17 protein-coding genes, 1 tRNA gene and 1 riboswitch are annotated in these 16,052 nt (G+C 71.3%); of the genes, 10 read left to right on the forward strand and 8 right to left on the reverse strand.

What is annotated here, in order from left to right; all coding sequences use genetic code 11:
* Positions 1-198 precede the first annotated feature (198 nt).
* Positions 199-334, forward strand: a riboswitch (cyclic di-AMP (ydaO/yuaA leader).
* 12 nt (positions 335-346) lie between these two features.
* A complete protein-coding gene (locus ACGFI9_RS20635) occupies positions 347-1,381 on the forward strand; it encodes an NlpC/P60 family protein (RefSeq protein WP_393179913.1) in 1,035 nt (344 codons plus the stop codon).
* Between the two features lie 47 nt (positions 1,382-1,428).
* Here ACGFI9_RS20635 and dcd read toward each other — a convergent pair whose 3' ends face one another.
* Entirely contained in the window at positions 1,429-2,007 is a 579-nt protein-coding gene (gene dcd / locus ACGFI9_RS20640) for a dCTP deaminase (protein ID WP_393179914.1), read from the reverse strand.
* A 78-nt stretch (positions 2,008-2,085) separates the two neighbouring features.
* Here dcd and ACGFI9_RS20645 point away from each other — a divergent pair, with 78 nt between their 5' ends.
* Positions 2,086-2,631, forward strand: coding sequence for a pyridoxamine 5'-phosphate oxidase family protein (locus tag ACGFI9_RS20645; protein ID WP_393179916.1), 546 nt, complete (start codon positions 2,086-2,088; stop codon positions 2,629-2,631).
* A 69-nt stretch (positions 2,632-2,700) separates the two neighbouring features.
* On the opposite strand, the gene ACGFI9_RS20650 is transcribed toward ACGFI9_RS20645, so the two are convergent.
* On the reverse strand, positions 2,701-3,687 hold the full coding sequence (locus tag ACGFI9_RS20650) for a zinc metalloprotease (RefSeq protein ID WP_393179918.1): 987 nt from the start codon (positions 3,685-3,687) through the stop codon (positions 2,701-2,703).
* 248 nt (positions 3,688-3,935) lie between these two features.
* Between ACGFI9_RS20650 and ACGFI9_RS20655 the strand changes: the two genes are divergently transcribed.
* Positions 3,936-4,009, forward strand: a tRNA-Gly gene (locus ACGFI9_RS20655).
* Between the two features lie 245 nt (positions 4,010-4,254).
* A complete protein-coding gene (locus tag ACGFI9_RS20660) occupies positions 4,255-4,488 on the forward strand; it encodes a hypothetical protein (protein WP_393179920.1) in 234 nt (77 codons plus the stop codon).
* A 171-nt stretch (positions 4,489-4,659) separates the two neighbouring features.
* Here ACGFI9_RS20660 and ACGFI9_RS20665 read toward each other — a convergent pair whose 3' ends face one another.
* Complete coding sequence (locus ACGFI9_RS20665) at positions 4,660-5,616, reverse strand: sulfotransferase family protein (protein ID WP_393179922.1); 957 nt, start codon at positions 5,614-5,616, stop codon at positions 4,660-4,662.
* Positions 5,617-5,751: 135 nt separating this feature from the next.
* On the opposite strand from ACGFI9_RS20665, the gene ACGFI9_RS20670 reads away from it, so the two are divergent.
* Both ACGFI9_RS20670 and ACGFI9_RS20675 read left to right on the forward strand, forming a co-directional pair.
* Positions 5,752-6,222: a HEAT repeat domain-containing protein gene (locus tag ACGFI9_RS20670; protein WP_393179924.1), complete on the forward strand. Its 471-nt coding sequence runs from the start codon at positions 5,752-5,754 to the stop codon at positions 6,220-6,222.
* 125 nt (positions 6,223-6,347) lie between these two features.
* The gene (locus tag ACGFI9_RS20675; RefSeq protein ID WP_393179926.1) at positions 6,348-7,001 is read left to right on the forward strand and encodes a GNAT family N-acetyltransferase; all 654 of its coding nucleotides are present in this window, start codon (positions 6,348-6,350) and stop codon (positions 6,999-7,001) included.
* Positions 7,002-7,040: 39 nt separating this feature from the next.
* On the opposite strand, the gene ACGFI9_RS20680 is transcribed toward ACGFI9_RS20675, so the two are convergent.
* The 5 genes from ACGFI9_RS20680 to ACGFI9_RS20700 all read right to left on the reverse strand — a co-directional run bounded on the left by ACGFI9_RS20680 (position 7,041) and on the right by ACGFI9_RS20700 (position 12,331).
* Positions 7,041-7,766: a hypothetical protein gene (locus ACGFI9_RS20680; protein ID WP_393179927.1), complete on the reverse strand. Its 726-nt coding sequence runs from the start codon at positions 7,764-7,766 to the stop codon at positions 7,041-7,043.
* The gene (locus ACGFI9_RS20685; protein WP_393179929.1) at positions 7,759-9,690 is read right to left on the reverse strand and encodes a hypothetical protein; all 1,932 of its coding nucleotides are present in this window, start codon (positions 9,688-9,690) and stop codon (positions 7,759-7,761) included. Before ACGFI9_RS20685 ends, ACGFI9_RS20680 begins: the two co-directional genes overlap by 8 nt.
* A gap of 121 nt (positions 9,691-9,811) precedes the next feature.
* Positions 9,812-10,792 carry a GNAT family N-acetyltransferase gene (locus tag ACGFI9_RS20690; RefSeq protein WP_393179931.1) on the reverse strand — a complete coding sequence of 327 codons (981 nt, stop codon included), beginning with the start codon at positions 10,790-10,792 and terminating at the stop codon, positions 9,812-9,814.
* A 74-nt stretch (positions 10,793-10,866) separates the two neighbouring features.
* The gene (locus tag ACGFI9_RS20695) at positions 10,867-11,865 is read right to left on the reverse strand and encodes an aldo/keto reductase (protein WP_393179933.1); all 999 of its coding nucleotides are present in this window, start codon (positions 11,863-11,865) and stop codon (positions 10,867-10,869) included.
* A 70-nt stretch (positions 11,866-11,935) separates the two neighbouring features.
* Positions 11,936-12,331, reverse strand: coding sequence for a VOC family protein (locus ACGFI9_RS20700; protein WP_393179935.1), 396 nt, complete (start codon positions 12,329-12,331; stop codon positions 11,936-11,938).
* 114 nt (positions 12,332-12,445) lie between these two features.
* Here ACGFI9_RS20700 and ACGFI9_RS20705 point away from each other — a divergent pair, with 114 nt between their 5' ends.
* From ACGFI9_RS20705 to ACGFI9_RS20720, 4 genes are all read left to right on the forward strand, one after another.
* Positions 12,446-13,339 carry a LysR family transcriptional regulator gene (locus ACGFI9_RS20705; protein WP_393179937.1) on the forward strand — a complete coding sequence of 298 codons (894 nt, stop codon included), beginning with the start codon at positions 12,446-12,448 and terminating at the stop codon, positions 13,337-13,339.
* A gap of 1 nt (position 13,340) precedes the next feature.
* On the forward strand, positions 13,341-13,901 hold the full coding sequence (locus ACGFI9_RS20710; protein WP_393179938.1) for an NUDIX hydrolase: 561 nt from the start codon (positions 13,341-13,343) through the stop codon (positions 13,899-13,901).
* A gap of 83 nt (positions 13,902-13,984) precedes the next feature.
* Entirely contained in the window at positions 13,985-15,040 is a 1,056-nt protein-coding gene (locus ACGFI9_RS20715; RefSeq protein WP_393179940.1) for a MerR family transcriptional regulator, read from the forward strand.
* A gap of 107 nt (positions 15,041-15,147) precedes the next feature.
* Positions 15,148-16,026, forward strand: a complete 879-nt coding sequence (locus tag ACGFI9_RS20720) for an LLM class flavin-dependent oxidoreductase (protein WP_393179942.1) — start codon at positions 15,148-15,150, stop codon at positions 16,024-16,026.
* The last annotated feature ends 26 nt before the right edge of the window (positions 16,027-16,052 follow it).

A 16,052-nucleotide genomic window follows, 5' to 3' on the forward strand; every position in this document is an offset into this window, starting at 1 on the left:
TCCCACCCTCACTCCACGCCCGGCCCGTGGTCAATACCTTTCTGCCCTGTAATACCTGCTGAAGGAAATCTTCACCGGGCCCGCGATCGCGAATTTGCGTACGGAGTGTCACGGCGTCTCGGGTTGCGGATTGATAACGGCGATCTCTACTCTGGTCTGTCGTCGACCGCCAGTTCACCGCCCAGCCCGGGTGGTGACGGTCGGACACCGCCGAGTCGCCTCCGGGCGAGCCGGGGACCCAGGTGCCTGGGGTGAATCCGCAGCCTCTGCGGTAGGGCGGCTCCCTTCCCGCCCGAACCCGTCAGCTAACCCGGTAGGCGGTCGGGAAGAAGGAGTACGGAGCCCGGTGGCACACCATGCCCCGCGGCCACCGTCGGTCCGGTCGCTCGACCGGCTGACGGCTGCGCCGCGTTCACGCTGGTCCCGCTTCACCACCGCCCTCGCCGCCCTGGTCGGCACCGCCGTCATCCTGACCGGCGGCGCCACGGCGGCGCACGCCGATCCGTCCGTCGCCGAGATCGAAGCCCAGATCGACCGGGACTGGAACAAGCTCGAACCGATCATCGAACAGGTCAACGCAACCCGCGAGGACCTCGCCGCGAAGCGCAAGCAGGCCGCGGCGCTGGCCAAGCAGATCGCCCCGCTGCAGGCGAAGGTCGACGAGGCCCTCGGGCAGGTCGGCGGCCTCGCCGCCGACGCGTACAAGGGGAACAGCATCTCCACGGTGAACGCGCTGCTGGGCAGCCGCTCGCCGGGCGAGGTGGTCGACAGCCTCGAACTGCTCGACCGCTTCGCGCACCGCCAGCAGCAGCAGGTGCAGACCGTGGCCGACCTGCGCGACCAACTGGCCGCGAAGAAGAAGCCGCTGGACGAGATGATCGCCAAGCTGGCCCGTACCGAGGCCCAGCTCGCGGCGCAGAAGAAGCAGATCGACGCCGAGATCGCCCGGCTCCAGAAGCTGCGGCTCAAGGTGTACGGCAACGGCGGCGGTGGGCCGCTGCGTCCCGCGCCCTGCCCGGCCGGCTACCCGGGCGGTCCCGGCGGGGTCGCGGCCAAGTTCGCCTGCGCCCAGATCGGCAAGATCTACGTCTGGGGTGCCGCCGGCCCGGACCACTACGACTGCTCCGGCCTGACCATGGCCGCCTGGGCCAAGGCCGGCGTGTCACTGCCGCACAACGCCCGGCAGCAGCACGACGTCACCCGGCGGGTGAGCCGCAGCGAGCTGCAGGTCGGCGACCTGGTCTTCTACTACAGCGACCTGCACCACGTCGCGTTGTACGTCGGTGGCGGCTGGGTGGTGCACGCCTCCCAGTCCGGCAAGCCGATCACGATGAAGCGCGTCGACGACGGCCAGATCAACAGTTACGGCCGTCCGGGCTGACGGTCGGCAGAGGGCTCCCGCGTCGCGGGAGCCCTCTGCGTCCTCGTTCAGCGGGTCGGCCAGACCCGCCAGTTCTGCCAGGACCGGCTCGGGGTGGGGCCGCGCTGTCCCTGGTAGCGCGAGCCGTAGACCTCCGACCCGTACGGGTGCTCGGCCGGCGAGGAGAGCCGGAAGATGCAGAGCTGCCCGATCTTCATGCCCGGCCAGAGGGTGATCGGCAGGTTCGCCACGTTGGAGAGTTCCAGCGTGACGTGCCCGGAGAAGCCGGGGTCGATGAAGCCCGCCGTCGAGTGGGTGAGCAGCCCGAGCCGGCCCAGGCTCGACTTGCCCTCCAGCCTGCCGGCGAGCTGGTCGCCCAGCGAGATCACCTCGAGGGTCGAGGCGAGCACGAACTCCCCCGGGTGCAGCACGAACGGCTCGCCCTCGGGAACCTCCACCATCGACGTCAGGTCGTCCTGCTGGATGGCCGGGTCGATGTGGGTGTAGAGGTGGTTGTTGAAGACGCGGAAGAGCCGGTCCAGGCGTACGTCGATGCTGGACGGTTGCACCAGCGTGGGCTCGAAGGGCTCCAGCGCGAGCGTGCCCGCCTTGATCTCGGAGACCAGGTCGCGGTCGGAGAGCAGCATCGGAACACCATAGCGACCGGTACGGGTGACCTGCGTGTCGGACTACATCTTCGTACACCTGTTCGATAGAATGTCCGCATGGCATCCTGGTCCGAATTCGCCGCCGACGAGCCCCGACTCGCCGACGAGATCCGCCTTCTCATGCAGCAGTACGGGCCGGGTTTCGGCTACCTCGCCACGGTCCGCGCCGACGGTGGCCCCCGGGTCCACCCGGTCTCCCCGGTCATCACCGACGACGGGCTCTACTGCTTCGTCATCGACTCGCCCAAGCGCCGCGACCTCGAACGGGACGGCCGCTACGCGCTGCACTCGTTCCCGCCGGAGGAGAGCGACGACGAGGCATACCTGGCGGGCCGGGCCCGTCCGGTGACCGACCCGGCGACCCTGGCCCGGGTGGCCGAGCTCGGCCGGGCCGCCCCGCAGATCGACTGGCGGCTGTTCGAGTTCACCATCGACGTGGCGATGCTGACCCGCCGCGACCAGGCGGCCCAGCCGGGCGCCGGCCGGCCGCAGGTGCAGGTCTGGCTCGACCCGCGGGCCACCGCCCCGCCCCGACGTACGGTCGGCCCGGTCGAGGGCCGGCGCGGCCGGCACGGCTTCGACACCCGCCGTCCGGCCGCCTGAGCCCACGAAAACGCCGGTGCCGGCCCCGTCCGAGGACAGGGCCGGCACCGGCGGTTCGGTGCTGGGTGCTCAGGCCGCGCGGTAGGCGTTCCACGCGGTGATCATCCGGCTCGCCTGACCAGCGGTGAACTGGTGCATGCACGAGTCGTAGGTGTAGTCCATGAAGTTGGTGATCGGGTCCAGGCCCGCGGCGCTGCAGGTGTCCCGACCGGTCGGGCACTGGTACGCCGGGGAAGCCTCGGCCGGGGTGTCGTCGACGCTGTCGCCGGAGCCGGCGCAACCACCCTGGAAGGTGTGGTAGAGGTTCAGCCAGTGGCCGATCTCGTGGGTGCCGGTGTCGCCCTCGTTGTAGTTGGTGGCGGTGCCGCCCGGCAGCGACTCGTTGAGCACGACCACGCCGTCCATGCTGTCGAGCTTGCGCTTCGGGAAGGTGGCCCAGCCGAGCAGGTTGTCGCTCAGCTCGCCCAGGTACACGTTCAGCGTGTTCTTGCCGCCCTCCCGCAGCGAGGTCTTCATCTGCCGCTCGGCCGAGGAGCCCTGCACGATCGGGTACCAGGCGGGGTTCGTCACGCGGTTGATCTTCGCCAGCTGGAAGCTGAAGGCGGTCGGGGCGCCGCCGGTGGCACCGCTGTACGCCTGGTTCAGCACGGTGATCTGCGAGGTGATCAGCGAGTCCGGGATGTTTCCGCCGGCGCGGGTGCTGTCCCGCTGGATGACGTGCACGACGACCGGGACGGTGACGGTGGCCAGCGGGGCTGCGGCCTGGGCGCCGCCCCGGAAGGCGGCCCGCTCACGCAGGGCGGCGGCGAGGTCGGCCTCGCGCTCGGACACCTGCTTGGCAGTCAGGTTGTTCGGGTCCAGCTTGGTGCTGCCGCCCTTGGCGACCCGGGCGTCCGAGTGGACGTCAGCGGGCTCGGCACACGAGCCGGCGGGGGCGGCCGAGAAGGCCGAGGCAGCGGGGACGACACCCACGGCGGCGGTGCTGAGCATCAGCGCGAAGGTCGTCGTCGCGACACCGGCGGCACGCCGGGTCAGCAGGTTGGGACTGAGTCCCATGGGCCCACCTCTTTCTGCCGGCGTGAAACGGGGGTATGTCACGCCGGGTCGGAGAACGTGGGGGAGACGTTACATCCGATCGACGGATTTGAGAACGACCATATGTTGCCGTCGTGAAACTTTCTGCTGCTCGGATGCGCCGGGGTCGTTTCAAGATCGTTGCGCGGCGGTTGCGCGGCGGCGCGGAAGCCGCCACGGGGGTACCTGGGTGCACGGAGGTGGTGGCCTCAGGTACAGTGGTGCCGCCTGCGGGTGTAGTTCAATGGCAGAACATCAGCTTCCCAAGCTGACAGTGCGGGTTCGATTCCCGTCACCCGCTCCAGCGTGAGGCCCCAGCTCAGGACAGGTTTCCTGGCTGGGGCCTCGATCGTTGCTACCGCTTCTTGCGCTGGCCGTGACCGCTACGTGCCCCCGATGAACTGACCGCCAGAGCGCACCCGGGGCGCGGAGAGTTCGGGAGTTCCTATGACAGGCGAGCGATTCCCGGCTGTTGCTGAGCTGTGGGAGACGCATTTGCAGACTCCCTTCCCGAGTCGGCTGAGAGGCACTCAGGTAGCGGGTGTCGACGTGGTGACGCTGGACGCCGACGTCGCGGGCTGTGTCAGCTCCTGGCTGCAGAACCGAGGCAGTCTCGACGCCCGGCGGTCCCGGGTGCTCGCGTCATGCCAGGAACAACTCATCCGCATAATCCGGGTGCTCGGCGGCCAGGAGGCGGCCTACTGCCGCCAGCTTCACGACGTGGCCGTACTCATCTCAGGCGACCCCGAGGCCGCACGAACCTGCCCCCGGACCTCCGCCTGAACGACGGGCTTTCGTGCCGCGAGCCGCACGGCTGTCGCGATCATGTAAAGCCTCATCCGAGGCCGCCGTGTCGACCATCCTCCGGGGCAGGACAGCCGGCTGCCGCCGACCGCGTTTACCGGGCGTTCGAGGGGCGCGACGCGGCGTCGTCAAGGTGGAGAGCCAGAGCCGTCACTCATATCCCATGGCCGGGATGACCTTGCCGAGTGCTTCTTCGATGAACTCGCGGGTTTCGTCGTCGAATTGGTCGTTGCGGTTCGTCAGCTTGTGCGACTGAAACGATGAAGGGGTGGCGAAGTCGTCGACGCCGAGCCGTTCGAACAGGGCGCGGCGCTGCCCGGGCCAGTCGGCTGCGAGATCTTCTGCTTTCACCTCGATGTATCGCCTGCCCGTCAGGTCGACCGTGTTCTTCCAGGTGAGCCATCGGTGGTAGACCGGCTTGAGGTAGGCGAGCGCGCCGTCGACGGTGGGCGGTGCCCATGGCTGGGCCAGATGGGATGCGAGCACTGAGACCGGGTGACGCTTGATGTGCACGATGGTCGCTTCGGGGACCAGTTCCCAGAGGAACTCCATGCACAGCAGGTTGAACGGTGTCTTCTCGCACCAGGTCGGCTTGCCCGCGTCGGCGGCTGCTCCGCCGAACATCGTGTCGATCAGGCCCCGCAAGATTCCGAGCAGTTCGCCCCGGTCGCTGAAATACCTGGGAAGTACCCGCCGGCGGCTCAGCGGCTCGAACGGTCCGGCAGGCCGGTCGGCGTTCCCGAAGCCCTCCGCGGGCGCAGGCTCGTCGAATGTGCACGCGATCAACTGCGGCCAGAGCTGTTGCACCGCGTCCCGGTAGCGCCGCTCGCCGACCAGCTCGGGAACGGTTTTGCCGCGATCGTCGCGCCGGCCGGGCACTCGTACGGTGAGGAAGTCGCTCAGCCGGTGCAGGGCGTCCTCACCGACGGTGGGGTCGTATCGATCGGTGAGCGCGTCGGCCAGGTCCCGCAGGCCACCCGGGTCGATGAGAAACCGGGTCTCCATGGGAATCCGATGGATCAGCGGATGTTCGCCGATGATGTCGGCGATCCGTGACGTTCCCGAACGACCCGTACCCGCAACGAAGATCGGTGAGGGGGAAGGCATGGCGAGCAGTCAAACTCTTAGCCCGGCGCCTGGGCAAGCCTTTTATCCCCTTCATCCGCTGCTACGGGCCGGACCCGTACCCGCCGGTGCGGATAGTCGATGATCGGGGACTGCTCCACCGAGGATCATGAGACGGTGCCGTACGAGTATGAGGACCTCGATGCAGGACGCGACGCGCTGCGAAGGGCGCTCGCTCTGCTCACCGACCCCGATCCGCGGGTCCGTGAGCACGGTGCCGCAGAAGTCGGCGATTGCTTTCGACGCTGCGCCGGTGACCAGGACGACACGGAGACCGCAGTGGCACGGCTGGTCACGCTAACGGTCGCCGAGACGGATGAGCGGGTGCGGGAGTCAGCGCTGAATGCATGCGCCGACGCGGCCACCACCTACATGCTGCCGCTGGCGTTGTTCCAGCCGCTGGCGCCGTTGTTGCCCGACCTGTCGGCGGAGCTCACCGGGTATGTGCTGCTCATCCTTGGCCTGACACACGACCCGGCCGCCCGGCCGATCATCACGCCGTACCTCGACCACCCAGAGGCGTCCGTTCGGTTGGAAGCCAGCGATGCCTTGACGGAGCTGGCAGGGCGGAACCCGAAGATCGTCTAGCCAGGTGTGTCACCCACGTCCCGAGACTGATCTGTCACGGACGTCCTGAGACCCGACACCGGCTGCCGCCGATGCGGTGAGAAGCTGGCTCGGTAACCCGGTAGCGCGGCCAGGAGTTGGCGGCGATGATCCAGCCCGTGCTTGCTGACCTGTGGCCCCAATATGGCCTGACCGTCGCCACGCCACGACTTGAGCTTCGCCTGCCCCGCGAGGAGGAACTGGCGGCGCTCGCTCACCTCGCCGGCAAGGGCGTGCACCGCGCGGACGAACGTCCGTTCCTGACGCCGTGGACCGACGGCAGTCCCGAGGATCGGGCGCGGTTCGTGCTGCAGGAACACTGGAGCCGGCTCGCAGAGTGGAGCGTGGCGGCGTGGCGACTCGGCCTCGGGGTCTTCCGCCAGGGAGAGCCCCTGGGCGTGGTCACGCTTCGGGCCCGTGACTTCCTGGTTGTTCGGGAGGTCACGACCTCCGCCTGGCTGGGCATCGAGCACCAGGGCAAGGGCTACGGGACCGAGGCGCGCATCGGTCTGCTCACGCTGGCGTTCGACCACCTCGACGCCCGTGCCGCGCGTACCGAGGTGTTCCAGGACAACCACGCCTCGCAGGGCGTGTCCCGCAAGCTCGGCTACGAGCACGACGGCATCTCGGTTGACGCCCGCGACGGCGAGGCCCTCGTCTCCGACCGCCTACGGCTCACCAGGGAGAAGTGGGCCCAGGCAGAGCGGCTTGCGGCGAGGGTCGACGGGTTCCCGGCCTGCCGCCCGATGTTCGGCCTCTGACCGCCCCCGCTCCAGCGCCTTCGACCGCCGGGCGGCGGCTCACGGTCTTCCTGCTGGTGGGACCGTCGCCCCGGCCCTCGGTCGCGACGACAGCTTGTCGCCGATGGCCTGCATGAGGGCCTCGAAGGCCGCACCGCACCGTTGCGCCGCCTGCCTCGCCTGTGGGGCCGTGGGCGCGTTGCTGATGTCCAGCGCCGAGCCGATGAATGCGCTGACGCTCTGCTCAAGATCGGCGTCCAGCAGACGACTGGTGCCGAGCATCTGGGCGGCACGGAGCCGCAACTCGTCCCGCTGCGCCGCCGCGCCACCGGTCCAGGCTTCCGGCTTGGACATGGCGAGGGTGGCCGCGAAGCCCATGAGATTGTTCGCCTGGTCGGCGAACTCCTCCAGTCTCTTGACGGCGCGGGCCTTCTCCTCCTCCTGTCGCTTGTTCTCCGCCTCCTCGCGGGCGCGCCGGTCCTGGGCGTTCGCCGCCAGTCTGGCTCCCGTGACGGCTCCCCCGAAGCCGAGGGCCGCGCCGAGCAGCGTGCCCAGCGGGACCAGGAGGTCCTTGGGGCCGATCGAGGTGCTGGGTGGCGCCGGCGACGGCAGGATCACCTGAATGGGCGCGCCGCCGGCCGAGGAACTGGCGCTCGGTGACGGGGTGGGCGCCGCCGGGGCGGCTGCCGCCGGTGCGGAGAGGCAGAGACCCGCTCCGACGGCGCATCCGCCGGCCAGGGCCACGGCCGAGCCGCCGAGGACCAGCCTGCGGATCACGTCAGGCACCACTGCTCCTGCGCGTCACCGTGAGGAAGCCCGCCATGTCCGCGAAGGTGCTCCGCGTACGCCACAGGTCGAGGTCCAGGTAGTCGCTCTCCGCCGCCGACATCCGGGTCAACGCGTCCTCGACGCGCCGTACGAAGGCGGCCGGGGTGGTGAACGAGCGCGACGTGAGCCCCGTGTCGGCCAGGTACTGCGTGGTCATCGAGACAGCTTCGAGGTCGTCCGGGAAGCAGGCGAGGATGCAGCCGTGCACGTCCGCCAGAAACTCACCGAACCACGGCTCGGCTGTCTCGACGTGGAGTCTCGACAGGTGCAGGGCGAGTCCCTGCAGGGTGAAGGTGGCCTTCGCTCTGGTGAGCCGGTTGGCCCGGTAGTTGTCGGACAGTGCCGCGATCCGCAGTACCGCCGCCTCCAGTTCGTCGCCGGCCAAGCTCGCCGTGATGGCGAACTCGTTCAACGCCGTCCTCGAGTTTTTGTTCCAGTCCTGCCAGTTGTCCTTGTCGAGCAACTGGTCGGCGACAGGCGCCCAGACCGTCAGCACGGCTCGCCCCGCCTGCTTCTCCAGGCGGAGGCATTCGGACAGCGACATGTGGTTGGCGAGCGTGTTCGGTCTGAGTTCGCGCGCCCTCCGCGCCAGAGCGATGCCGAGCAGACGCGACCTGGGGGCCAGGCTCTTCGGGACCTTGGCCTTGTACAGTTCGCGGCCGAGCCCGAAGACCTGGCCGTGCCCGTCCTTGAGCTTGTCGTTCCCGCCCTCTTTGGCGATCACGTCGAGAAGGTGGCGGGCCGCGGATTCTACGGCGAAACCACTGCCGTCGGACATCGCGACGTCGAAGAGCGCCTCGGAGACCATCGGATGGCGCGACCTCAGGGTGTCGTCGCTGTAGTTGGCGACCGCTTCCTCACCCAGCCGGCTCGCGACCTGGCTGCGGAAATCCAGTTCGTTGACATCGCAGAACCGGGCGATGATCTCGCTCGGAACCCCGTCCACGCCGGCCACGTCGACGAGGGCGAGCACGATCACCACGTCGGCGAGCGTCATGTCACAGGGAGTCGTGTCGCGGGACAGGCATTCCAACAGGGTCACCAGGTGGGCCCGCAGTTCCTCAGGGGTGTAGCGGACGGTGAGCAGCCCGCCGAGGAGCGCCCCGTGCTGGGACGCGGCACTGCCGCAGGCATCGCTGAGCAGTCTGGCCGCTTCGCCGTCGCTCAGGCCCCGAATCGTGTCGGGACAGTCCGGGTCGAGCGTCCGCCAGCTCTGGATGATCTTCCTGGCGTCCGTCTCGGACACCCGGCCGAAGGGATGTCTGGTGCAGACGATGGGCCCCATGCTCTTCCAGGCCTCGGCCGGATTCAGCTTGAACCCGAGCTCCCGGGTCCGCCGGGTCCAGTCGGTGTCACGGCTGGCCAGGAGCAGTTGCAGGCCGCTGGACGACGGCAGCTGCCCGCCTTCGACGAGCTCGTGCAGCTGTCCCAGGATCAGGTGCGCGTTGTCCGACGCCAGCACGGTGCCCGGGCCGTAGGCGTTCGCCGCGTCGATGACGTTCTGGTCCAGGACCGCGTCCCGCTGCTGGCGCCACAGGATCGTCCGTGAGTCTTCCTGTGCGAGCGCGGCGGTGGCCTGGCGGAGCGCCGTCGACTTGCCTTCTCCCGTCGGGCCGATGAGAAGCTCGATGCCGGCCTTGCTCTCCCGGATCCTCCGGCGGGTCCGCTCCAGGAGCGACTGGGTGAGCTGGATGCGCGGGAGGCGGGGATTGATCACGGCTTCCCAGTACGGTTCGCCGCCGTTGAAGAAGTTCGTGAGGTTCTCGTCCGGGCGCATGGCCGAGAATGAGGCTGACGTCAGCGTCACCCACCCGGTGGGCGTCTCCGGACCGGCGGGCGAGCTGAAGATGCGCTCGACGCTCAGCTCCGGTCCGCCCACCATGGACACAGTGTATTGGTGCCCGCACCAGTGGGTCGTCTTCCGATCGGGCACACTCCGCCGCTCCGGCCGGCGCCCCACACCCGCTCGAACGCTGCCGCCGGTGGCCCGGGAGGCCGCGGTGTCAGCCGTTCCGGACGGTGGCGGCGAGCCGGCGCAGCAGGGCCAGATCCTCCCGGTCGACGTCGCGCGGCTCGTAGCCGCTGTGGAACAGCAGCTGCTGGTCCACCGAGATGCAGTCGACCGGGCGACCGGCGATGGTCCCGGTGGTGAAGCTCTCCCGTGGCCAGCGGAGGCTGGTGCCGTCCAGGCCGGCCTGGTGACCGTCGCCGGCCTCGTCGAAGCGCAGCGGGTGGAGGTCCACCCGTCCCCGCCCGTCCGCGACGACCTCGACGCGGACCGGGCGCCAGTCGGTCTCGACGACGTACCCGAGCTGGGCGAGCGTCCGCAGCGCGGCCGATTCGTGCTCGGCCGGGACGGCCAGGTCCAGGTCACGGTGCGGTCGGGTCTGCTCGCCGACCAGCGCGTCCACGCCCCAACCGCCGCTGATCCAGGCCGGGCAGCCGGCGGCGGCCAGGCGGTCCAGCACGCGGTGCACCTCGTCGGCGCTCATCCCGGTCGCGTCGGCCAGGTCGCGTACGTGCCGGAGGCCGGGTTGGCCGCCGAGCACCACCTCGCCGGTCGGGGTGAACCCGCTGCGCCGTAGCACCGCGAGCGATGCCGGGTTCGCCAACGCCGCCGACGCGACCAGCCGGCGCAGCCCGTACGCGTCGCGGGCCAGTTCGCAGACCCGGCGGACACCGTCCTGGGCCACGCCCCGGCCGGTCGCCCGCTCGGCCACCCGGTAGCCCAGCTCGGCGCTGCCGTCGGCCACGTCGACCAGGTTGAACCGGCCCAGGATGCTGCCGTCGTCGTCGACCAGCAGGTGGAAGTGGCAGCGGCCGGTCTCCTGCTCGGCGAGCAGCTCCGCGTGCCGGGCGGCGAACCCGGTGAAGTAGTCGTCCCCCCGGTCCGGCACGAACCGCGCGAAGTACGCCCGGTTCTCCCGCTCGAAGCGGAGCAACGCGGGGGCGTGGCGGGCGTCGAGGCGCTGGAGTTCGGGCATCGCGCCACGCTAGCAACGGACCTGACCGGCTCCCCACCGGTTTCCGGCGGCGCCGGTCGCCGGTCCGCGGCCGGTCAGTGCGCGCGGAGGTCCGCCAACAGCTCCTCGACGGCGGCGAACTCGTCCGGACGCAGCGGCCCGTGCGCGAGCGCGCCCGCGTTCTGCTCGACCTGGGCCACGGTACGGAACCCCGGGATCGGGACGGTGACCTCGCTGCGGGCCCACAGCCAGGCCAGCGCGCCCTGGGTGGGCGTACGTCCGCCGGTGGCGAACACCTCGCGCAGGGCCTCCACCCGGGCCAGCCACTCGGGTGCCCCGGCGCCGTCGCGGAACCAGGTCAGCCACTCGTAGCTCTGCGAACGCACGTCGTCGCCGGCCACCGTGCGGCCGTCGGCGTACTTGCCGCTGAGCAGCCCCATCGCGAGCGGCCCCCGGTTGATGCTGGCCTGGCCGGCCCGCTCGCACACCTCGATCATCGCCGGCCGGTCGGCCAGCACCGACATGTCGTGCTGCACGGCGGTGCAGTGCGGGCCGGCGGCGGCGAAGGCCGAGGCGCGTTCCGGGTCGTCGGTGCTCCACCCGTACGCCCGGATCTTGCCGGCGGTGACCAGTTCCTCGAGCGGCCCGATCAGCTCCAGGGCCTCCGCCACCGGCAGGTCGCCGAGGTGCAGCTGGTAGAGGTCGACGTGGTCGGTCCCCAGCCGCCGCAGCGAGCCGTCCAGGCAGCTGCGCAGGTAGGCGACGCTGCTGTCCGTGCCGAGCGCCTCCCGGGTCAGCTCGTCGAAGGTGTGACCCCACTTCGTCGCGATCACCACCTGGTCGCGGTCGGTGCCGAGCGCCTTGCCGAGCACCACCTCGCTGTGGCCGGCGCCGTAGCTGCTCGCCGTGTCAAAGAAGGTCACTCCCAGCTCGACCGCCCGGCGGACGGCCCGGATCGACTCGGCGTCGTCGACCCGGCCCCAGCCGTACTGGTTGCTGCCGCCCGCGTACGGGCCGCCGATCGCCCAGCAGCCCATGCCCAGCGCGCTGACCTGGATCCCGCTCCGTCCCAACGTGCGATTCACGACCGTCACTCCCGTCCGATGCCCCGACGTCCTGCCGGGGCACAGTCTCCGGGTTCGAGCGCACTCCAGGTCAAGCCTGTCAGGACGGCGGATACCAGCGCAGTTCGACGGTGTTGCCGTCCGGGTCGCGTACGTAGATCGAGGTGGCGCTGCCCTGCGCGCCGAAGCGCGGCACCGGCCCGGTCAGCACGGTGAACACTCCCGAGTCGATCACCTCCGCCCAGTCGAGCGGCTCCACCACCAGGCAGAAGTGGTCCACGTTCGACCCGCTCGGCTCGCCGCGTACCAGGTCGATGATGGTCTCGGCGTTGACGCGTACCGAGGGGAAGGGGACCTCGCCGGCCCGCCAGCGGTCGACCCGGACCGGGGCGAGGCCGAGGGTGCCGCAGTAGAAGTCGAGGGCGCGTTCGACGTCGGCGACGGCGAGGACCAGGTGGTCGAAGCCCGTCACCCGCACTGCATTCACGGCGTCCATCAGGTTCCTTTCGAACGGCGAAAACCTCACCTCCCACCCTCGTCCGGGCGCGGCCGTCGACCAAGCCGCGATCGGGCTACGATCGTTGACCCTGAGTCAACGACGGGGGTCAACGTGCTGGAGCGGTACGAGATCGAGGCGTTCCTGACCCTCGCCGAGGAACTGCACTTCGGGCGTACCGCCGAGCGGTTGCGGGTGACCACCGGGCGGATCAGCCACGTGGTCCGGAAGCTGGAACGACGGATCGGCGCGCCGTTGTTCGAGCGCACCAGCCGGATGGTCCGGCTCACCCCGATCGGCGCCCGGCTCGCCGACGACCTGCGGCCGCTGGTGGCCGGCATGGAGGACGCCGTCCGGCGGGCCGTCGAGGCGGGGCGCGGGCTCACCGGCGAGCTGCGGGTGGCGTTCGTCGGCGAGTCGACCGCGCCGGTGCTGCTCCGGGCGGTCAGCCTCTTCACCGAGCGCCACCCGGACTGCGTGGTGCACGTCCACGAGGCCCCGCTCGCCACCACCCGGTCGAGCCTGCACGACGGCTCGGTCGACGTGCTCATCGCGTCGTACCCCTTCGACGGGATGGCGAACGGCCCGGCGCTGCTGCGCGAGCGGCGGGTCCTCGCGGTGGCCGCGAACCACCCGCTGGTCGGGGAGGCGTCGGTGTCGCTGGAGGTGCTGGCCGACCACCCGGTGGTGCAGTACCCGGCGGTGACCTCGACCGAGTTCAAGCGCGACCGCACCCCGGACCGGACGCCGGCGGGCCGCCCGGTGCCGATGGGGCCGGCCGGCAACACGTTCCCGGAGATGCTGGCCCTGGTCGCGATGGGCCGGGGCGTGCTGCCGGTCGGTGAGCAGACCAGCCGCTACCACCCCCGGCCCGACCTGGCGTACGTGCCGATCCACGACGCGCCGCCGATCCTGCGCGGGCCCGTCTGGCTGGCGACCAACACCACGGCCCGGGTACGCGAGTTCGTCCGCGCCGCCGTCGACGCCAACGACCACCCGGGGGACTGACGTGCGGGACGAGATCCGGGCCCTGGTCGAGGCGCTCACCCCGGGGGACGAACTGGAGGCGCGGCACCGCGCCGAGACGCTGGCCTGGCTGGGCCGCACGGCGGACATCTTCCGCCGGGAGAAGCCCCGTACGCCCTCGCCGCACCTGGTCGCGTACTTCCTGCTCGTGGACGCGGCGGACGGCGCGGTGCTGCTGGTCGACCACCGCAAGGCGGGGATGTGGCTGCCGACCGGCGGCCACGTCGAGCCGGGCGAGCACCCGACGGAGACCGTACGCCGGGAGGTGGTGGAGGAACTGGGCGTGCCGGCCGTCTTCGCGCCGCCGCACGGCGAGCGGCCGGCCTTCCTCACCGTCACCGAGACGGTCGGCGGGCCGGCGGACCGGCACACCGACGTCAGCCTCTGGTACGTGCTGAGCGGCCGCCGGCACCAGCAGTTGGTCCCCGACCCCGGCGAGTTCCGGGGCGTCCGCTGGTGGACACCGAGGGAGGTGGCCGCGGCCGCGCCGGGCACGGTCGAACCGCACCTCGGGCGGATGCTGGCCAAGCTCAGCCCCGGTTGACGGTGAGCCTTGACCCTGCCCCTGCGGCAAGGCCCAGCGTGGTCCGTGCCGGTCGCCGTGACCGGCACGAGGAGGATGGGTCCGTGGAGCTGCTGACGATCGGGGCGTTCGCCCGAGCGGCGCGACTGACGCCGAAGGCGTTGCGGCTCTACGACGAGTTGGGGCTGCTCCCGCCCGCCGCCGTCGACCCGCACTCGGGCTACCGGTACTACGAACCGGCCCAGCTCGACCGGGCCCGGCTGATCGCCGTGCTGCGCCGGGCCGGGATGCCGCTGGCCGAGATCCGGGCCGTCTGCGATCTCCCGGCGGAGGCGGCGGCCGAGGCGGTCGACGCCTGGTGGCGTCGGGTCAGCGCCGACACGGCGGCCCGCGGACGCGTCGTCGCGCTCCTCGTCGACCAGCTCTTTGAGAGGGGCCCCACCATGTCCGACCCCACCTTCCGGTACGCCGTCCGCTGCACGGCCGGCGCGGTCCGGGATACCAACGAGGACACCGCGTACGCCAGCGACACGCTGCTCGCCGTGGCGGACGGCCTACGCGGACCGGGCGGCGCTGCCGCCAGCACCGCCGCCGTCGACGCGCTCCGGCCGCTGGAACTGGCCGACGCGCCCGCCGCCGAACTGCTCGCCACGCTCGCCGACGCGGTCACCGCGGCCGACCGGACGGTACGCGCGCAGGCCACCGACCGGCACCAGCCGGTCACCACGCTCACCGCGATCCTGCGCCGGGGCACCCAGCTCGCCCTGGTGCACGTCGGTGACACCCGGGCGTACCTGCTGCGCGGGGGCGAGCTGTCCCGGCTGACCCAGGACCACACGTACGTGCAGTCGCAGGTCGACCAGGGCCGGCTGACCCCGGCGGAGGCGGCGGCGCACCCGCAACGGGCCCTGCTGTCCCGGGCGCTCGGCGCCGGGGCCCGGGTCGAGGCGGATCTCGCGCTGCGTACCGCCCTGGTCGGCGACCGCTACCTGCTCTGCTCCGACGGGCTCTCCGCCGTGGTCGGGCCGGAGGCGCTGCACGCGGCGCTCGCCGGGGCCGACGACCCGGAGACCGCCGTCGGGCGCCTGGTCGACCTCGCGTACGCCGGGGGCGCGCCGGACAACGTCGCCTGCGTGGTCGCCGACGTGGTGACCGCGTGACCGGGCGGCCCGGGCCGGCGCGGGTGGGTCGGCGCCGGTCCGGGCCGGCCGCTCGGCGCGCCTGATGCCGTGCCGCGAACCCGGACCGCCGCCGTAGGCTGGCGATCATGCGGATTGGCATCGTGATCCTTCCCGACCAGCGCTGGTCGGACTCGCAGCGGCGGTGGCGGCAGGCGGACGAGTGGGGCTTCGACCACGCCTGGACGTACGACCACCTGGGTTGGCGCGACCTGGTCGACGGCCCCTGGTTCGACTCGATGACGACCCTGACCGCCGCCGCGACGGTGACCTCCCGGATCCGCCTCGGCACCCTGGTCGCCTCGCCCAACTTCCGCCACCCGGCGGCGTTCGCCCGGCAGGTGACCGCCCTGGACGACGTCTCCGGCGGCCGGCTGCTGCTGGGGCTCGGCGCGGGCGGCATCGGCTTCGACGCCACCGTGCTCGGCGGGGAGACCCTGCCGCCCCGGCAGCGGGTCGACCGGTTCGCCGAGTTCACCGAACTGCTGGACCTGATCCTGCGGGAGGACGGCACCACCTGGCGCGGCGAGTGGTTCGCCGCCGTGGACGCGCGGAACAACCCGGGCTGCGTCCAGCAGCCGCGGGTGCCGTTCGTGGTCGCCGCGAACGGGCCCCGCTCGATGCGGCTGGTCGCCCGGTGCGGCCAGGGCTGGGTGACCACCGGGCTCGGCGGTGACGACCTGGAGAGCTGGTGGTCGACGGTCGCGGACCTCGCCGGGCGGATGGCCGAGACGCTGGAGAAGGCGGGCCGTGACCCGGCCACCCTGGACCGCTACCTGTCGCTCGACTCGGCGCCGGCCTTCTCGCTCAGCGGCGCCGACTTCTTCGCGGAGCAGGTCGCGCGGGCGGCCCGGCTGGGCTTCACCGACGTGGTGACGCACTGGCCCCGGGCCAGCAGTTGGTACGCGGGCGACGAGGCGGTGCTGGTGGAGGCGGTCGGCCTGCTGCCGGAGCTGCGCCGGCTCTGACGAAAGCGTCAGGATGGGGCCCTTTA

Origin of the sequence: Micromonospora sp. NPDC048930 (assembly GCF_043197935.1) — a bacterium.
Classification (GTDB): Bacteria; Actinomycetota; Actinomycetes; order Mycobacteriales; family Micromonosporaceae; genus Micromonospora.

Coding starts and splice junctions, on each gene's coding strand:
- ACGFI9_RS20685 (WP_393179929.1), bottom strand. CDS start 9,690: ATGGTGGGCGGACCGGAGCTGAGCGTCGAGCGCATCTTCAGCTCGCCC.
- ACGFI9_RS20650 (WP_393179918.1), bottom strand. CDS start 3,687: ATGGGACTCAGTCCCAACCTGCTGACCCGGCGTGCCGCCGGTGTCGCG.
- dcd (WP_393179914.1), bottom strand. CDS start 2,007: ATGCTGCTCTCCGACCGCGACCTGGTCTCCGAGATCAAGGCGGGCACG.
- ACGFI9_RS20675 (WP_393179926.1), top strand. CDS start 6,348: ATGATCCAGCCCGTGCTTGCTGACCTGTGGCCCCAATATGGCCTGACC.
- ACGFI9_RS20700 (WP_393179935.1), bottom strand. CDS start 12,331: ATGGACGCCGTGAATGCAGTGCGGGTGACGGGCTTCGACCACCTGGTC.
- ACGFI9_RS20645 (WP_393179916.1), top strand. CDS start 2,086: ATGGCATCCTGGTCCGAATTCGCCGCCGACGAGCCCCGACTCGCCGAC.
- ACGFI9_RS20720 (WP_393179942.1), top strand. CDS start 15,148: ATGCGGATTGGCATCGTGATCCTTCCCGACCAGCGCTGGTCGGACTCG.
- ACGFI9_RS20665 (WP_393179922.1), bottom strand. CDS start 5,616: ATGCCTTCCCCCTCACCGATCTTCGTTGCGGGTACGGGTCGTTCGGGA.
- ACGFI9_RS20690 (WP_393179931.1), bottom strand. CDS start 10,792: ATGCCCGAACTCCAGCGCCTCGACGCCCGCCACGCCCCCGCGTTGCTC.